The organism is Pseudomonas nabeulensis (genome assembly GCF_004682045.1).
Lineage (GTDB): Bacteria > Pseudomonadota > Gammaproteobacteria > Pseudomonadales > Pseudomonadaceae > Aquipseudomonas > Aquipseudomonas nabeulensis.
The window spans coordinates 17450-33193 of sequence record NZ_QUZT01000041.1; the positions used below are offsets into that span (position 1 = coordinate 17450).

The window sequence follows — 15744 nt, forward strand, 5'->3', positions numbered from 1 at the left end:
AAAACGGGACTAGCGCTTAGCTAACTTGAACGCGTATTTTGAAGTGATTCCAAGAGCCCTAAGTAGCCCGCCATGCCTGCCAGCCACGCCCAATTGTTCGAGCACCGCCCCGCCGAACTGGAAGTGATCCTGCCCGAACCGGACCATTGCTTTCGCTGGTTCGAGCATGACTACCCCTATGATCTGGCGCGTTGGAACCACCATCCCGAGTTCGAAATCCACCTGATCCGCCAAGGCAGCGGCAAGCTGGTGGCAGGCGACTACATCGGCCCGTTCAGCGCCGGGCATGTGGCATTGATCGGCCCGGACCTGCCCCACGACTGGATCGGCGAACTGGCCCCCGGCGAACACCTGAGCGGGCGCGACGTGGTGTTGCAATTCGATGGCGCTGCCCTCCTCGCCTTGCGCAAGGCCCTGCCGGAACTGGGTGATTTGCAACCGCTGTTTAAACACGCCCGGCGCGGCCTGGAATTTTGCGGCGACACCGCCGTGCAGGCAGCACGTTTGATGGAAAACATCGGCAGCGCCCACGGCCTGCAACGATTGATTTTGTTCCTGCAACTGCTCGACACCTTGAAAAACGCCCCGCCACCGCAAGTGAAAGCCTTGGCCAGCCCTTGCTACGCCCCCACCCTGGACGCCCGCAGTGCCGAGCGCATCAACCGCGCCTTTGATTACTTGATGCGTGAACTGACGGGCGACGTGCGCCTGTCGGTGATCGCCCAACAATTGGAGATGAGCGAGCCTGGGTTTTCACGTTTCTTCAAGCGCAACACCGGCCACGGCTTTATCGACCTGATGCGCAAGTTCCGTGTGCAACGCGCTTGCCGGCTGTTGCTGCAAAGCGACATGTCGGTGGCCGCTATCTGTTTTGAAGTGGGCTATGCCAACCTGTCGAATTTCAACCGGCACTTTCGGATCGAAATGGGCCAGACGCCCAGTGAGTATCGACGTGCGGCATTACCGAAGGCCAATGGAGATCAAAATGTGGGAGCGGGCTTGCTCGCGAAAGCGGTGGGTCAGCCAATAAATCTGTAACTGACACACTGCCTTCGCGAGCAAGCCCGCTCCCACAGGTTTTGACCGTATCAAGGCAGGAAGATGATCTTGTCCGCACTGCCGCTGTTTACGTCTTCATAGCTCTGCAGACCCTCGGCCAACGGCACTTCCCGCAAACCCGTCGGCAATGGCAGCAACCCCTCGTCAAAGAACCGCCCAAACTGCTCCAGCATCACCGCGCATTGCGCGCAGGTGTAAAGCAATGAATTGATCCCCACCACCGAACCACCCTTGCGATACAGCGCCAAGGCTGGCAGTTGCACCAGCCCATCCACCGGCGCGGCGATGATGGCGATGCGTGCGAAGGGTGCCAGGCCGGCGACCGCCGCCGGTAACCAGAAACCGGTGGTGTCGAAGATCACATCGGCACCGCCCTTGAACACAGCATTCACCTGCGCGCCCAAGTCGTCGGGAGTGCCCAGCGCAATCGTGTCAAACCCCTGCCCCTGCAACACCTCGACCTGCTCCGGCCGACGCACCGCCGCCAGTACGTGGGCACCGCGGATTTTCGCCAGGGCCAGGGCCGCGCTACCCACCGCGCCATTGGCCCCGATGACCAGCAAGCGCGTGCCCTTGGTCACCCCGCTGCGCTCCAACGCATCCCAGGCGGTGGTGTACGGCACGCCCAAGCTCGCGGCCTGGGAAAAACTCAGATGAGTCGGTTTATGCGCGACACCTTGGGCCGAAAGCTTCACGAATTCGGCATGGGAACCATCGGCAAAAAAACCCAGGTCGCGCCCCGTGCCCCAGACTTCCTGGCCCAACAGTGCTTGCGGGCCTTCGACCACGATACCGGCGAAGTCACGACCGGGAATGCGCGGCAGTGTGGTGTACGGGAAACGGCCAAGGACGTTTTTGACATCGCTGGGATTAAGGCCCGCGGCTTTGATCTGTACCAGTACTTCATCGGCAGCCGGAACCGGGGTGGCGACATCGACAAAGCCAAGGTGGGCGAGATCGCCAGTGGCGGAAAATTGCAGTGCTTTCATGGCCAATATCCATCGAAGTGAAAAGAAATCAGGACAACCAACCGCTGACCAACTGCCGCCCCATGGGCCAGAGCTTTTCGCCTAGCAGCATGCCCATCAGGCCCACCAGCGCGATGGCTGGCGGCGCGGGCGAGCGGAAGTCCAAGGCGCCGTAGATCACGCCGACAAACAGGCCGATGGCGAGGGAGATCAAGTAGCTCATGACAGGTGACGCCTTGTGGGTGGATGGGCTCAGTGTAGGGAGCCCAATTCTGAAGCATCGGCCAAGTACTTCAGGATATCGGCCAAACCTTATCCCAGGTATTGCGAGGGTGCCACGCCCAACTCACGCCGGAACATATCGCTGAAGCTGCTGGGCGAATAGCCGAGAGAGCGGGCAATAGCGCTGACCGGCTCGCCCTGGATCAACTCCGCCACCGCCGTGGCCAACTGCACCTGGCGACGCCATTCGGCAAAACCCATGCCCAGGGTGGTCTGGAACAGCCGCGCCAACGTACGCACGCTGGCACCAGCCGCTTCGGCGTGCTGCTCGAAAGGAATGTGCAGTGAAGGTGCGGCCATGACGGCCTGGCAGGCATTGATCAGCCGGCGGTCGCCATCCACCGGCATGGCGATCCGAATCTGTGAATGGCGTGCCCGACGCAATTCCAGCAATGCCAAGCCGACCACGGCGTCGTAATACGTAGAGTCCCCGCTATCACCCTCTTCCACCAGCGTGACGATCAGTTCACGCAGCAATCCGCCGACTTCGATCACCTGTACCTGGCTGTCGAGCGTCGCCGCCAGTGCCGGTCGCAAGTAGATGTTGCGCATCTGTAGGTCAGACACCACACGAATCCCATGCTCCACGCCCGGAGGTAGCCACACCGCGCGTTGCGGTGGCACCACCAGCGCTTCACGCGGCGTCTCGACCCACATCACGCCGCTCATCGCATAGAGCAATTGGCCCCAGTCATGTTGATGAGGCTCTATGTACAAACCCCGCGGGTAGGTGCGCGCCAAGGGCTGCACGGGAACGGCGGGGTCGCTGAGGTCGGGAGGAGCGGCAAGGGCCATGGGAAGCGCATCAAGCTAGGGTGGGCGACCATGGTAATAACCACCCGATAGCCGAAACAACACAATTCCAAATGTGGGAGCGGGCAAGCCCCCCACACGTTTATCGGTGTTAATCAGTCTTGCGGGTATTACTGCGATACATAAACACCAACGCCAACGCCAGCAAGGCCATCGCCACAATCCGGCTGCCAGACAGTTCAATCGCCGGGTTACCCAGCCAACCAAAGTTGTCGATCAGCATGCCCATGCCCAGTTGCCCGAGGATCACCGCCACCGTGGCGACTGCCGTGCCCACCACCGGCACCGCACCGACCATCACCATCATGTACACCACGCCGAACAAGGCACCGGTCAGTTGCCATTTGGGTACGTCCAGCAGGCTGACGGCCTGGGGCGGTTCGAAGAAGAAAATCAGCAGCGCGGTGGTCAGTGCCCCCACGGCAAACGTCAGCAGGCTGCTGCGCAGCACACCCACCGTCTGGCCCAAACGCCCATTGATCGCCGCCTGTACACTCAACACCGCACCGGCAGCAATCACCAGCACCAATAACAGAATCAGATTCATCGCCTTACCCTCGTGCAATCAGAACAAGTGCCGCCACAATCAGCGCCAGGGCTATCCAGCGCTCACTGTTGACCCGCTTGCGCGCGGTGCCGAACCAGCCGAAATGGTCGATCAGCACGCTCTTGCCCACTTGGCCCGACAGGATCGCGATCATGGTCATGGCGATGCCGATATGAGGCGTGGCCAGGGTCAGCACCACCACGTACATCGGCCCGAGTAACCCACCGATCAACTGCCAGCGCGGCAGGTCGGTCAGCGCCGGGCCTTTTTGCGGGCCGCTGAACAGCAGCAGCAAAAACAAAATCGCCGAGCCCACGCCGAAAATGCTCAGGGTCGCCCACAAATGCCCGACCTGCGCACCCAGCGGCCCGAGCAAGCCGGCCTCGACCGACAGGCCCATGCCCGCCAGAATCACCAGCGGCAACAACAGAAGCCGTAGAAGATTTTTTTTCGGCGTCGCTTGCGCCACAGCCTCGATGGAACTCGCCTGCATACATCACCCGCATTTATAGAAAGGAAACATGGCGCGCATTATCCGGTGGCCGTCCTGTGCGATAAATGGGAGCATACGGACAACACCTTTGCGCAATACGCACAGCATGGAGTCACGATGCAGGGTTTGAATGAATTGAGCTTCAAGGCGCTGCGCCTGTTCGTCGCGGTGCTGGACTTGGGCAGTTTTTCCGAGGTGGCGCGCCGCGAGGGCCTGGCGCCCTCCTCCATCTCCCGGCAGATCCAGTTGATGGAACACGCCCTTGGCCAACAGTTGTTGTATCGCCATACCCGTGCGGTCAGCCCCACCGAGGCTGGGCGCCTGCTGGGACGCCATGCACGCCTGATGCTGGAACAACTGGAGGCCGCTGGCCAAGCCCTGCAGGAACAGGAAAGCGAACCCAGCGGCCTGGTGCGCATCAACGCGCCGATGGTGTTCGGCCAACGCCACCTGTCACCGTGGCTGGGCGAGCTGTGCCGGCGCTACCCAAAGCTGCAACTGGATATCCAGCAAACCGACACCTACGTCGATCCCCTGCAAGACGGCACCGACTTGCTGTTTCGCATCGGCGTGCTCAACGACTCCAGCATGCAGGCACGCATCTTCGCCCCCCAGCGCTTTCGCATCGCCGCAAGCCCCGGTTACCTGGCCAAACACGGCGCGCCCCAACACCCTGACGAACTGGCTCAGCACCAATGCCTGGCCTACAAAGGCATCACCGGCCAACAACGCTGGTTCTTCCGCCGCGACGGCGGCGACTGGACCCCCTACAGCGTCAAGGGTCCCATCACCGGCAACCACGCCGACACCCTGACCCACGCCGCCGAGCAAGGCCTGGGGCTGGTAGTGTTCCCGTCCTGGCTGATTGGCGAGAGCCTGCGCGCAGGCACGTTGCAGGCGGTGCTCACGGAGTACGAGGTGGCAACGACGCTGGAGCCGCAACAGATTGCTGCGCTGTGGCCGGGAAGCCGGCGCTTGTCGCTGAAGGTGAGGACGGTGATCGATTATTTTGTGGAGTGTTTTGGGGTGGTGCCGTATTGGGATCGGTGACGCCACGAGCGCTTTGAGGAATTTTCCGACGAGGGAGAGTAGGCCCGTTCTGATTTTACGGGCCACTATTTTTAGGCAATGCGCACTGGGGCAGACTTTGGCGAAATCTTTTCCGGAGCGATGCCATGGACTTCATGTACCCCAAAAAATCCCGTGATGAGCGCGTTGCTTCAGCCAGTTGCCTGGCCGTCTCTGACAGCTCACCTGCCTTTGGCTATAGTTGGCCAAAACACGGGGACCTTCACATGATTATCGTGCCCTTGGACGAAGCCAAACGTAATTTGTCAAAACTGGTTGATGAAGCGGCATCCGGCAAAGTCATCACCCTCTCCAAACATGGCCGCGCTGTAGCGCAACTTGTGCCGCTGGAGAAGCCAAAAAAACCACGAATCGGTGCGATGAAGGGCATGTTCGTCGTTCCTGACGACTTCGATGCGCCGTTACCGGACGACCTGCTGGATGCCTTTGAAGGTAATCTTTCATGAGGGTACTGCTGGATACTCATATCCTGCTTTGGGCACTGACTGACGATCCCAGACTCTCCCGCAAAGCTCAGAGGCTTATTGAAGATGCTGCAGAAATCTACATCAGCTCTGCGACGTTCTGGGAAATGGCAATCAAGGTCGGGCTGGGCAAGCTCAATATAGATCTAAACCAGACCCGCGAATGCTGCCTGGAAAGCGGATTCGTTGAGCTACCTATCACGACCGACCACGCCGTAACGGTTAAAGATCTTGAGCGTCACCACAAAGACCCGTTCGATCGACTCATCGTCGCGGTCGCCTTGAGCGAGCCGATGCGTCTAGTCACAGCCGACCCGCAAGTCGCCCAATACACACCCTTGGCAATGCTTGTGTAGAGCCATACGCCTCTGGGTCAAAACACCCACTGCCCAATCAACCACGCATTCGCCCCACTGATCACCGCAAACAGGAACCACGCTAACAGCCGGGTCGGCAAGCGATTCACAAACGGCCCCATCAGTTGCTTATCGCCCGTCATACGGATCAACGGATACAACGCAAACGGCAGTTGCAGGCTAAGCACCACCTGGCTAAGGATCAGCAATTTACCGATAGCCTCGTCACCCATCAGCCACACACCCAGAAACGCCGGGATCAGCGCCAGCCCACGGGTAATCAGGCGGCGTTGCCAACAAGGAATACGCAGGTTGAGGTAGCCCTCCATGATCACTTGCCCGGCAATGGTTCCGGTGAAGGTGGAGCTTTGCCCGGAAGCCAGCAAAGCGACGCCGAACAGGATGCTGGCCAACGCGCCACCCACCAAGGGGTCGAGCAGGTGATAGGCATCCTGGATTTCCACCACATCGGCGTGACCAGTGTTGTGGAAGGCCGCAGCGGCAAGCACCAGGATCGCGGCGTTGACCAGCAGGGCCAAGGCCAGGGAACCAATGGTGTCGATACGTGCCAGCTTGACCGCATCCTGCTTGCCGGCGAGGTCCTTGCCGATCAGGCGGGTTTGCACAATGGAGGTATGCAGATAGAGGTTATGGGGCATCACCGTCGCACCGAGGATGCCTATGGCCAGGTACAGCGGCGCGGCATCGCTGATAGCCGACAGTGACGGGGTAAATCCGCTGAGCACATCCGGCCAATAGGGTTTGATCAGTACCAACTCAATGAAGAAACACACGCCGATGGTCGCCACCAACGCCAGCATGATCGCTTCCAGGCGCCGGAAACCACGGTTTTGCAGGGCAAGGATCAACAACGTGTCGAAGGCGGTGATCACGATGCCGGTGGTCAGTGATACGCCCAGCAACAGGTGAAACGCCAGGGCACAGCCCAATACTTCGGCCAGGTCGGTGGCGATGATGGAGATTTCCGCCAGCAGCCACTGGGTACGTGCCGAGCGTTTGCTGTAGCGCTCGCGGCACAACTGCGCCAAATCCTTGCCGGTGGCGATCCCCAGTCGCGAACACAGGCACTGCACCGCCATCCCGGCCAGGCTGGCGAGCAACACCACGAATAACAGGCTGTAGCCGTAGCGCGAGCCGGCCTCGATGGCGGTGGCCCAGTTGCCGGGGTCCATGTAACCGATGGAGATCAACAGGCCGGGGCCAGCGAACATCAGCGCACGCTTGAAGAACGAGGCCTTGGGGTCAACGGCAACGGAGCCGGCCACTTCCGGCGGGCAAAACGGGGCGGTAGCGATTTTCGGCAGGCTGAATTTCACGCGGTATCCCAGGCAAACACACTCGATAGAGGCGCAGCTTATCAGTCAGACGGGACCGTGCGCATTACCGTGTCCCGAGGCAGGTCAAAGGCTTCGACCACCTGGGCCACCAAGTCCATTTCCTGGTTCAACGCTTCACGCTCCATGCGCTGGCGAATCACGCCAATCACCAGCACCGCCAAGGGGGTAATGGAATACGCCGGGCCGGAAAACGCACGGACACCGGTGACCAGCAGCATGGCCGCCGCCACCGCCTGGCCCACCACCGGGATCGCCGTGGCCGCGCCCCGGCGCAGAATAAACCCTGTCAGGCCGGCCAACGCGGTGCCACTCAAGGCGGTAGTCGCCGAACGCCCTCTGTCAAAACGGCTGAACAGCCCCTGCTCTTTCTGCGCGGCCGCCTGGAGTTCTGCATCAAACACCAGCCGGTCGGCATGGGTAAGTTTGTCTTTGTACTGTTCGATGAGTTTGTCCGCGACCTGGGCTTCCAGATCAGCCAGTTCGACCGTTGCCAGGGGCCGATCAAACTTGATCCCCAGCCGTTGAGCCACATCTTCGGCGATCTGGCGGTAACTGACCCCATGCCCCCTGGCCAGGTTCATGAACGTATCGCCGCCCATGCGCTGCAACTCGATGGCCAACTTGAGCGGTTCGCGCACAGTGGCATCGATAGAAGTACTGCGTTTTTGCGCCATCAGTTCAGCCAGGAACTTCAACTCTTCGGGCCGCGCCTGTACCAGCGCAGGGAGCAGCTCCACGTCCTCCTCGGCAAAGCGCACTTCGCTGCTGCGCTGATCGGAACGGATCATGCCGCGTCGCTCGTGCAACAGGTCGGTGTACTGCACCACTGTCTGCAACTGTGGCCAATAGGCGGCATGATCGAAGGTCGCCAGGTGCACATTGGTAACCTTGGCCTTGAGGGCGGGCGTGATGGGGATCGCATAACGGCCAATGCAGCGCTCGGTATCCGGCTTGATAGCCAGGGCCCAGTCCTTGCTCGAATGACAGTTGATCACCCGCCCCTTGAGCGGTGCTGCTACGGCATCCCACGGGCTGGACGTACAAATTGCACCGCCCATCAAGAGAAGGTTATTCAGTGGTAGTTCGCGGGCGGTTTCAGGATTGGCCAGCACGCTCTTGACCAGTATGCGTGCGCCGAGGGAGTGGCCGATCAGGTTGATACGCCGCACTTGCAGGGACTCGCCGTGCAGGTACGTGGCCAACTCCGGCAGCAAGCTTTTGGCTACCTCGTCCACCCGCGCCTCGACGCTTTTATAGTGGTCGAGAAAATAGGCAATCGCCTTGCCCACGCCAACCGTCGCCGCGCCCAGGCCCCCACCTCCGAGTACCGCGCCGAGCACATCCTTGAACGGGGCGAATAGATTTTCCAGGAAATGCCCCGCAGGCCAGAACAGCATCACATTGGTCGAGCCTTCGATGCCTGCCAGCTGTTCCTTGAAATTGCCCAATTGTTGCCGGTTGAAGAACGCCGAATAGCCATGCACGTAGAGATTGAGCACATCGCCCTGGGGCTCGCCACACCGTAAAAACGTGGGTTTGCGCGTGCGGTGCATTTCATCCCACTGGTGCTGCATGGGCCGGTGACTCCTGGAAACGAGGGAGAGCGATAGTAACAAAGGGTGACGGTCAGCGGCGTACCGCTGGGGGGAAAGGCACCCGGTTGGCGCCCTCTTCCTTTCAGAACATCGAGGCCGCCTTGGACTTGGCCAGGTAGCGCGCCGGTGAATCCCCCAGGTTGCGGCGGAACACCGAGGTGAACGCGCTGGAACTGCTGAAACCCAGTTCGAACGCCACATCAGTAATGGACGAACCATGACTGAGGCGCGCCGTGGCCTCAAGCAAACACACCTGCTGACGCCACGACACGAACGTCATGCCGGTGCACTCGCGAAAATTACGCGTGAACGTGCGCCGACTCATGCTCGACCAATCGGCCATTTCACCAATCGAGATCTTCTGCGTTGGCGCATCCAGAAAACGCTGACAGGATCGGGCCAAACGTGACTCCGACGGCAACGGCGCACTCAGGGGCAGCTCGGGCATCGCGCCGATTTCGTCGACCAACAGGGTCAGCACACAGCGATCACGCACGCTGGGCGCAACCGGTGGGATCGCCAGCGCAGCTTCCAATAAATGGCGCAACAACGGCGAAACGCCAAACACCTGGCAATAGTCCTGCAACCCCGCGCGCCGGGCCGCATCGTCGTCCAGGTAGGTATTGAGCATCACCACATCACCGCGCATGTGCATTTCATGGGACACCCCCGCCGGCACCCAGATCGCCCGTTGCGGCGGCACTACCCAGTTGCCCAGGTCGGTAAACATTTTCAACGCACCCGTGGAGGCATAGGCGAACTGCCCACGGCGATGGGTATGGCGGGGAAATACGGTGCCAGACGGGTACTCGCGCAGCGTCACCACTGCCTCGGGGCTGTCGGGTTCGTAAGGGGAATAGGTGAAGGTCGGCGGCATGGCCCGATTTTGTCAAAGTATGACCTGACATAGCAAGCGGGCCACCCAACCCGCACCTATCATCGTTGCTCCCCAAGCTGGGTTCATCTCGAAGGGATATTCGAAAAATGAGTGTCAAAAACTACTTGGATGTACGAGTAGACGGCGCCGTGCTGATGGTGGGACTCAACCGCCCGCAGAAGCGCAACGCCATGTCTCTCGAAGTCATGCATGAACTGCGCGATACCTTCACGAACATGCCCGAAGGTATTGGTGCCGCAGTGCTGTACAGCACCAGCCAGCATTTTTGTACGGGGTTGGACCTTTCGGAAATCCGCGACCAGTCGGTCATCGATAACGTTCAGGCCTTTCGTGAGTGGCACAAGACCTTCGAACTGATCCAGTTCGGCAAGGTGCCCGTGGTGGCAGCCATTACCGGCGCGGCCATCGGTGGCGGCCTGGAGATCGCCACCGCGTGCAGCCTGCGGGTGGTCGATGACAGCGCGTTCTTCTCGCTGCCCGAAGCCATGCGCGGTTTGTACGTTGGGGTCGGCGCCTCGGTGCGCTTCCCACGTATCGCCGGCATTGCGCTGATGACCGACATGATGCTCACCGGCCGCACCCTTTACGCCAAAGAGAGCTACGAACGCGGGGTCGCCCAGTATCTGGTGCCGGTTGGCCAGGCAGTGCTCAAGGCCACCGAATTGGCCCACAAGATTGCGGGCAACCTGCCCATGACCAACTACGCCGTGACCCACGTACTGCCGCGCATTGTCGATCAGAGCCAACAGGACGGCCTGATGACCGAAGCGCTGATTGCCGCAGTGGTGTCTTCCGACACCCGCACACAGGATCGCCTGGCGGATTTCCTGGATCGCAAAAAGGACAAGATCCAGACCGCACCAACGGTGTAACTCCCGGTCGTGAATGTTGCCGGGCACGCTCGGCAAACCATGGATGGCCTTCACAGCACTTTATCAATCCGGTGAAACCATGTTTCAGCACAGCACTCAAGACGATCTTTATCGAAGCAATGACGCGACCGATGAACGCTTGATCAAAATCGAACGCAGCTGGCACAAACGCGCACAGATCAAACTCGATTCCCAACGCCCGGATATCCAGCTTGACCTGCAAGCGCCGGACTTTCTTGAGGCCCTGCTCCCGTTCGCCCATGACCCGCAGTATCAGAATTACCCCCATGCGCTGAAATTGCTGATCCTGTCGGCCGGCTGGGTCATCTACAACCAGAAAACCATCGCTATTGAAACCGAGATCATCTGCCCGTCGTGCATCGACCTGCTGCAATTGGGCTCGCGCCTGAGTTCCGCCAGCGCCGCGACCATCTCCGAAACCCTGGCGGACGAGGCCTACCACACATTGTTTTCGATCAACATGTGCGAACTGGCGATTACCCAGCGCGGCATGCGCATCAAATGGCCCGAGCTGGAACTGACCCGCCACTTGAGCCAGGCCCAGGCAACCCTGTCGGAGGCCGACTTCAAGGTCTACCGCCTGGCCTTCTCGCTGGTGTCAGAGACGTTTATCAGCGACTACCTGGCCGACCTCAGCGACGCGCCCGACATCCAGCCGGTATTCCGTCACGTGGTGGCCCTGCACAAAAAAGACGAGCTGGTGCACAAGCACATCTTCCCGCTGTTCGTGCAGCAGGTGGTCGGCGACTTCACCGCGCAGCAAACCACCCTGTTTGCCCGTGGCATCGCCAACTCCATCCGGATCTTTCCGATGCGCGAGATTTCCGCGTGGCGAATCATCCTGCCGCAACTGCTGGAGGTGTTCGGCGATCGCTCGTTGCTGCTACCGACTCAATTTATCGAGACCGGCGAAGCGGACTACTCGGCAATGCCCGAGATCCTCCGCTCCATCGGCATACAGCCCGCCACCGTGCTGCCAGAACTGCACGGGGTGACTGAGGCCGTCATCACCGTTTGAACCCAGCGTGCCGCTGACTACTACAAATTCAATCGAGTACTTTTTATGTGTGGATACATTGGCGTCTTCGCCAAACAACCTCGTGCGTTCAACCCGAACATGTTCGATGCCGCCCTGCGCGCCATCCATCACCGTGGCCCGGACAGCTCCAGTCAGTGGTTCGACCCCAAGGGCCAGGCCGCGTTTGGTTATGTGCGCCTGGGCCTGGTCGGGCTGGGCAACGGCACCCAGCCGATCGTCGCCGATGAGGGCGACCTGGTGATGATGGTCAACGGCGAGTTCTATGACTATCAACGCATTCGCGCAGAGCTGGAAAGCTACGGCTGCCGCTTCAAGACATCGTCCGACAGCGAAATCGCCATGCACCTGTACCGCCGCCATGGCGTGCGCGGCCTCAAGCAGCTGCGTGGCGAGTTCACCATCCTGATTTTCGACCGCCTGCATAAAAAGCTATTTGCGGTGCGCGACCGCGTGGGCGTCAAGCCGCTGTACTACACCGAACATGAAGGTGCCTGGTACTTCGCCTCCGAGATCAAGGCCTTGCTCGCGGCCGGTGTACCGGCGCAGTGGGACCACGAGTCCTACGCCAACCGGGGTTTTATCCTGCGTGACCGCACGGTGTTCAACAACATCCGCAGCGTGAAGCCGGGGTGCTGGATCATCGCCGACGAAAGCGGCCTGCAAACCGAACAATACTGGGACTGGGACTTCCCCGATGCCCAGGCCACCGAGCAACGCAGTGAAGCCGAGATGATCGACTCGTTGCGCAACACCATCGAAGAATCCGTGCGCCTGCGCCTGCACGCCGATGTACCGGTCGGTGTGTGCCTTAGCGGCGGTCTGGATTCCTCGGCCATGCTGGGGATTGCCACCGAACTGACCGGCCAGCCGTTGCAGGCCTTCCACCTGTCATTCGAAGGCGAACAGGCCTACGACGAGCGTCAATATGCCGAGATTGCTGCACGGCATAACCGCGCACATCTCAACGTGCTGTCGGTGAACGCTTCCGACATGGCGGACAACTTCGAAAACGCCCTGTGGCACGCCGAAATGCCCTTCGCCAACGCCCACAGCGTGGCCAAGTACCTGCTGTGCAAATACGTGCAAAGCCAGGGCATGCGCGCGGTGTTGACCGGTGAAGGCGCCGACGAAGTATTCGGCGGCTACCCGCACTATCGCCGTGACATGGTGCTGTACAACCACGAACACCAGGACCCGACAGTGATCGCCGAACTCACCCGGCGCCTGCACGCCAGTGAAGACCGCTACCTGCCCGGCGGCAAGAATGACGTGAAGTGGGTCCAGGACGAACTGGGCCATGGCGTGTCCTGGCTGCAAACCCAATCGGCGCTGTTCGGCCCGTTGGCGCAATTGTATAGCGAGGATTTCCGCGAACGGTTCTGCAACGTCGACGCCTATCGCCAGTTCTACGACCGCCTGAGCCCACGGGCGCTTGAGGGTTGGGAGCCGGTCAACCGCTCGCTGTACATGGTCGCCAAATCCAGCTTGCCCAATGTGGTGCTGACGTCCCTGGGCGACCGCATGGAAATGGCCGGTAGCCTGGAGGGGCGTCCGCCGCTGCTGGACCACCAAGTGATCGAAGCGGCCTGTCGCTTGCCGGTGAACATGAAAGTACGCGGCGCCACCGAGAAATACGCCTTGCGCGAAGCCATGCGTCCGTACGTGCCGCAAGCGGTACTGGATCGCAAGAAGCAATACTTCCGCGCGCCACCGGCATCGGAAAATCCGCAATCAAAGCTGTTTGAGATGGTCAATGACCTGCTCAGCGGCCCGGCGTTGAGCAACGTGCCGTTCTTTGACCCACGTAAAGTGCGTGCCCTGCTGGCAACCCTGCCAAGCTTGACCGGCACCCAACGCGCGTCGGCAGACAACCTGCTGATGGAAATCGCCGGCCTGTGCCTGATGCAACAACGGTTCGCTCTGAACTGATTTTTAGGCGGCGCACTGCGATTGCAGTGCGTCGCCAGACCCAAGGAGGGTCCATGCAGAAAAAACACTTACTACTGGCCGTACTCGTCACCCTGGTCTGGGGCGTCAACTTTCCTATCACCAAATTGGGCCTGCGGGCCATTGATCCGTTTGTGCTGACGGGTATCCGCTTCGCCCTCGCCGCGTTGCCGCTGGTGTTCTTTATCAAGCGTCCGGCGGTCAAGTTCAGCTATGTGGCCGGCTACGGTTTTATCTTCGGGCTGGGCATGTGGGGCGTAATCAACTACGGGATCCAGGTGGGCGTCAGCCCGGGGATCGCTTCGTTGATCATCCAACTGAGCGTGTTCTTCACCATGGGTTGGGGGTTCTTGCTGTTCAAGGAAAAGATCCGTGGCGCGCAGATGGTCGGTGCCGTGCTGGCGTTGATCGGTCTGGCGGGCATTATCTCGACCCAGGAAGGCAACCATGCGGTGCTGGGGGTCATGCTGATCGTACTCAGCGCGGTGGCGTGGAGCGTGGGCAACGTCATCATCAAGAAGTCCGGGGTCAAGGAGATCTTCTCGTTCATGGTCTGGGCCAGCCTGATCCCGCCGATTCCGCTGTTCCTCACCGCCTGGTTGATGCATGGCAGCACGGCGTTCGAAGGTTTGCAGGCGAGTCTTGACCTGACGGCAGTGCTGTCGATCCTGTTCCAGGTGTACTTGGCCACGCACTTTGCCTATTGGGGTTGGAATTCGTTGCTCAAGCTGTATCCCGTCTCCACGGTGGCGCCGTTGTCGTTGCTGATTCCGGTGTTTGGCATTACCAGCTCGATGCTGATTCTGGGCGAGCGGATTTCTACGCCGAACCTGATCTCGATTGGGATCATCATCGCGGGGTTGGCGGTTGGGCTGTATCGCCGGCCGGTGAGCCTGGGCGCTGCCGCACAGGGTGCAGTGATGCAGGCCGAAAAATAACGGTGTTTGGAGCGGGCTGCCCCTAATGCCAGTTAGTCAAGAAGTAGCCAGTGTAAAAGTAACCTGTGGCGAGGGAGCTTGCTCCCGCTGGACTGCGTAGCAGTCCCAGCCTTTTAAAACAAAGAGCTGGGGCCGCTTCGCGGCCCAACGGGAGCAAGCTCCCTCGCCACAGGTACAGTGTTTCCCTTAGCTGTTCAGGCGAAATTGTCGATCTTGACCTGCCCGTCGGGAAACGTCGCGATAATCTCCAGCTCGCCTCCCATTGCGCGGATGTAGTCGCGCAATGTGCTGATGTACATATCGGTGCGCCGCTCCATCTTGGAGACGGCCGCCTGGTTGATGTTCAACGCCTTGGCCAGGCTTTGCTGGCTCAACTGCTGAGCCTTGCGTAGCTCATGCAGGGGCATTTCTTGTAGGTGCTGCTGGAGCAACAGCTTGGCGTCCGCACGGGATTCCGGCGTCATGCGCGCTTGAAGTTCAGCGAATTTCTTAGCCATGGTTACGGCCCTCGTTACGCAATGTTTGCAAATGTACGTCATACAGCTTTTCTGCCACTGGGACATGTTCCTCGTACCATCGGTATCGCCCGGTCTTATCACCCCCCAGCAATAGCAACGCGCATCGACGAGGATCGAAGGCGTACAACACTCGATACGGGCGCCCCGCGTGCTGTACGCGCAGCTCACGCAGGTTGCCATGCCGGGAGCCCTTGATATCACTGCTGTGAGGAAAGCCCAGGCCCGGCCCGAAAAGCCCTAGCAAGTCGACGCTGGCGGATACCGAAACTTGCTCTTTCATGCCCAGAGCATCCCACCACTCTCCGAATTCATCCGTGTACTCAATGTCCCAGCTCATGCAAATATGCCACCCAAGGAATATAAACTCAAGGGCATAACTCTAGATTCTGAAATGGCCCAGAACCCGATCAAACACCATGGGAAATTGTTAGTACATTCTTCATGGGCAGCCAAGCCAAGCGGGATGCCACTGACAGACATCCCCAGC

General features: G+C 60.1%; 18 protein-coding genes. 8 read left to right on the plus strand and 10 right to left on the minus strand.

Annotation, left to right across the window (positions count from 1 at the left end):
* The first annotated feature begins 72 nt into the window (after positions 1-72).
* Complete coding sequence (locus tag DYL61_RS20260; RefSeq protein WP_238704597.1) at positions 73-1038, plus strand: AraC family transcriptional regulator; 966 nt, start codon at positions 73-75, stop codon at positions 1036-1038.
* 50 nt (positions 1039-1088) lie between these two features.
* Here DYL61_RS20260 and DYL61_RS20265 read toward each other — a convergent pair whose 3' ends face one another.
* The 5 genes from DYL61_RS20265 to DYL61_RS20285 form a co-directional block, all read right to left on the minus strand.
* Complete coding sequence (locus tag DYL61_RS20265; protein WP_135309807.1) at positions 1089-2048, minus strand: quinone oxidoreductase family protein; 960 nt, start codon at positions 2046-2048, stop codon at positions 1089-1091.
* 28 nt (positions 2049-2076) lie between these two features.
* Positions 2077-2250, minus strand: a complete 174-nt coding sequence (locus DYL61_RS20270) for a DUF1427 family protein (protein WP_017849167.1) — start codon at positions 2248-2250, stop codon at positions 2077-2079.
* A gap of 89 nt (positions 2251-2339) precedes the next feature.
* Entirely contained in the window at positions 2340-3104 is a 765-nt protein-coding gene (locus tag DYL61_RS20275) for an AraC family transcriptional regulator (protein WP_135309808.1), read from the minus strand.
* Between the two features lie 109 nt (positions 3105-3213).
* The gene (locus DYL61_RS20280) at positions 3214-3669 is read right to left on the minus strand and encodes a DMT family transporter (protein ID WP_135309809.1); all 456 of its coding nucleotides are present in this window, start codon (positions 3667-3669) and stop codon (positions 3214-3216) included.
* Positions 3670-3673: 4 nt separating this feature from the next.
* Entirely contained in the window at positions 3674-4162 is a 489-nt protein-coding gene (locus DYL61_RS20285; RefSeq protein ID WP_135309810.1) for a DMT family transporter, read from the minus strand.
* 117 nt (positions 4163-4279) lie between these two features.
* On the opposite strand from DYL61_RS20285, the gene DYL61_RS20290 reads away from it, so the two are divergent.
* The 3 genes from DYL61_RS20290 to DYL61_RS20300 all read left to right on the plus strand — a co-directional run bounded on the left by DYL61_RS20290 (position 4280) and on the right by DYL61_RS20300 (position 6071).
* Positions 4280-5212, plus strand: coding sequence for a LysR family transcriptional regulator (locus tag DYL61_RS20290; RefSeq protein WP_135309811.1), 933 nt, complete (start codon positions 4280-4282; stop codon positions 5210-5212).
* Positions 5213-5337: 125 nt separating this feature from the next.
* A complete protein-coding gene (locus DYL61_RS20295; protein WP_238704598.1) occupies positions 5338-5697 on the plus strand; it encodes a type II toxin-antitoxin system Phd/YefM family antitoxin in 360 nt (119 codons plus the stop codon).
* Positions 5694-6071, plus strand: coding sequence for a type II toxin-antitoxin system VapC family toxin (locus DYL61_RS20300; protein WP_135309812.1), 378 nt, complete (start codon positions 5694-5696; stop codon positions 6069-6071). The genes DYL61_RS20295 and DYL61_RS20300 overlap by 4 nt, the downstream gene beginning before the upstream one ends.
* Positions 6072-6088: 17 nt before the next feature.
* Here DYL61_RS20300 and DYL61_RS20305 read toward each other — a convergent pair whose 3' ends face one another.
* The 3 genes from DYL61_RS20305 to DYL61_RS20315 form a co-directional block, all read right to left on the minus strand.
* On the minus strand, positions 6089-7408 hold the full coding sequence (locus tag DYL61_RS20305) for an Nramp family divalent metal transporter (RefSeq protein ID WP_135309813.1): 1320 nt from the start codon (positions 7406-7408) through the stop codon (positions 6089-6091).
* A gap of 41 nt (positions 7409-7449) precedes the next feature.
* Complete coding sequence (locus tag DYL61_RS20310) at positions 7450-9003, minus strand: DUF726 domain-containing protein (protein WP_135309814.1); 1554 nt, start codon at positions 9001-9003, stop codon at positions 7450-7452.
* 103 nt (positions 9004-9106) lie between these two features.
* Positions 9107-9901 carry an AraC family transcriptional regulator gene (locus DYL61_RS20315; RefSeq protein ID WP_135309815.1) on the minus strand — a complete coding sequence of 265 codons (795 nt, stop codon included), beginning with the start codon at positions 9899-9901 and terminating at the stop codon, positions 9107-9109.
* A gap of 107 nt (positions 9902-10008) precedes the next feature.
* On the opposite strand from DYL61_RS20315, the gene DYL61_RS20320 reads away from it, so the two are divergent.
* From DYL61_RS20320 to DYL61_RS20335, 4 genes are all read left to right on the plus strand, one after another.
* Positions 10009-10794, plus strand: coding sequence for a crotonase/enoyl-CoA hydratase family protein (locus DYL61_RS20320; RefSeq protein WP_135309816.1), 786 nt, complete (start codon positions 10009-10011; stop codon positions 10792-10794).
* Between the two features lie 79 nt (positions 10795-10873).
* Positions 10874-11833 carry a diiron oxygenase gene (locus DYL61_RS20325; RefSeq protein ID WP_135309817.1) on the plus strand — a complete coding sequence of 320 codons (960 nt, stop codon included), beginning with the start codon at positions 10874-10876 and terminating at the stop codon, positions 11831-11833.
* A 45-nt stretch (positions 11834-11878) separates the two neighbouring features.
* Complete coding sequence (gene asnB, locus DYL61_RS20330; RefSeq protein ID WP_135309818.1) at positions 11879-13783, plus strand: asparagine synthase (glutamine-hydrolyzing); 1905 nt, start codon at positions 11879-11881, stop codon at positions 13781-13783.
* A gap of 53 nt (positions 13784-13836) precedes the next feature.
* The gene (locus tag DYL61_RS20335; protein WP_135309819.1) at positions 13837-14739 is read left to right on the plus strand and encodes an EamA family transporter; all 903 of its coding nucleotides are present in this window, start codon (positions 13837-13839) and stop codon (positions 14737-14739) included.
* Between the two features lie 194 nt (positions 14740-14933).
* Here DYL61_RS20335 and DYL61_RS20340 read toward each other — a convergent pair whose 3' ends face one another.
* Positions 14934-15236, minus strand: coding sequence for an XRE family transcriptional regulator (locus tag DYL61_RS20340; protein WP_135309820.1), 303 nt, complete (start codon positions 15234-15236; stop codon positions 14934-14936).
* Entirely contained in the window at positions 15229-15594 is a 366-nt protein-coding gene (locus tag DYL61_RS20345) for a type II toxin-antitoxin system RelE/ParE family toxin (protein WP_135309821.1), read from the minus strand. Before DYL61_RS20345 ends, DYL61_RS20340 begins: the two co-directional genes overlap by 8 nt.
* Positions 15595-15744 lie beyond the last annotated feature (150 nt).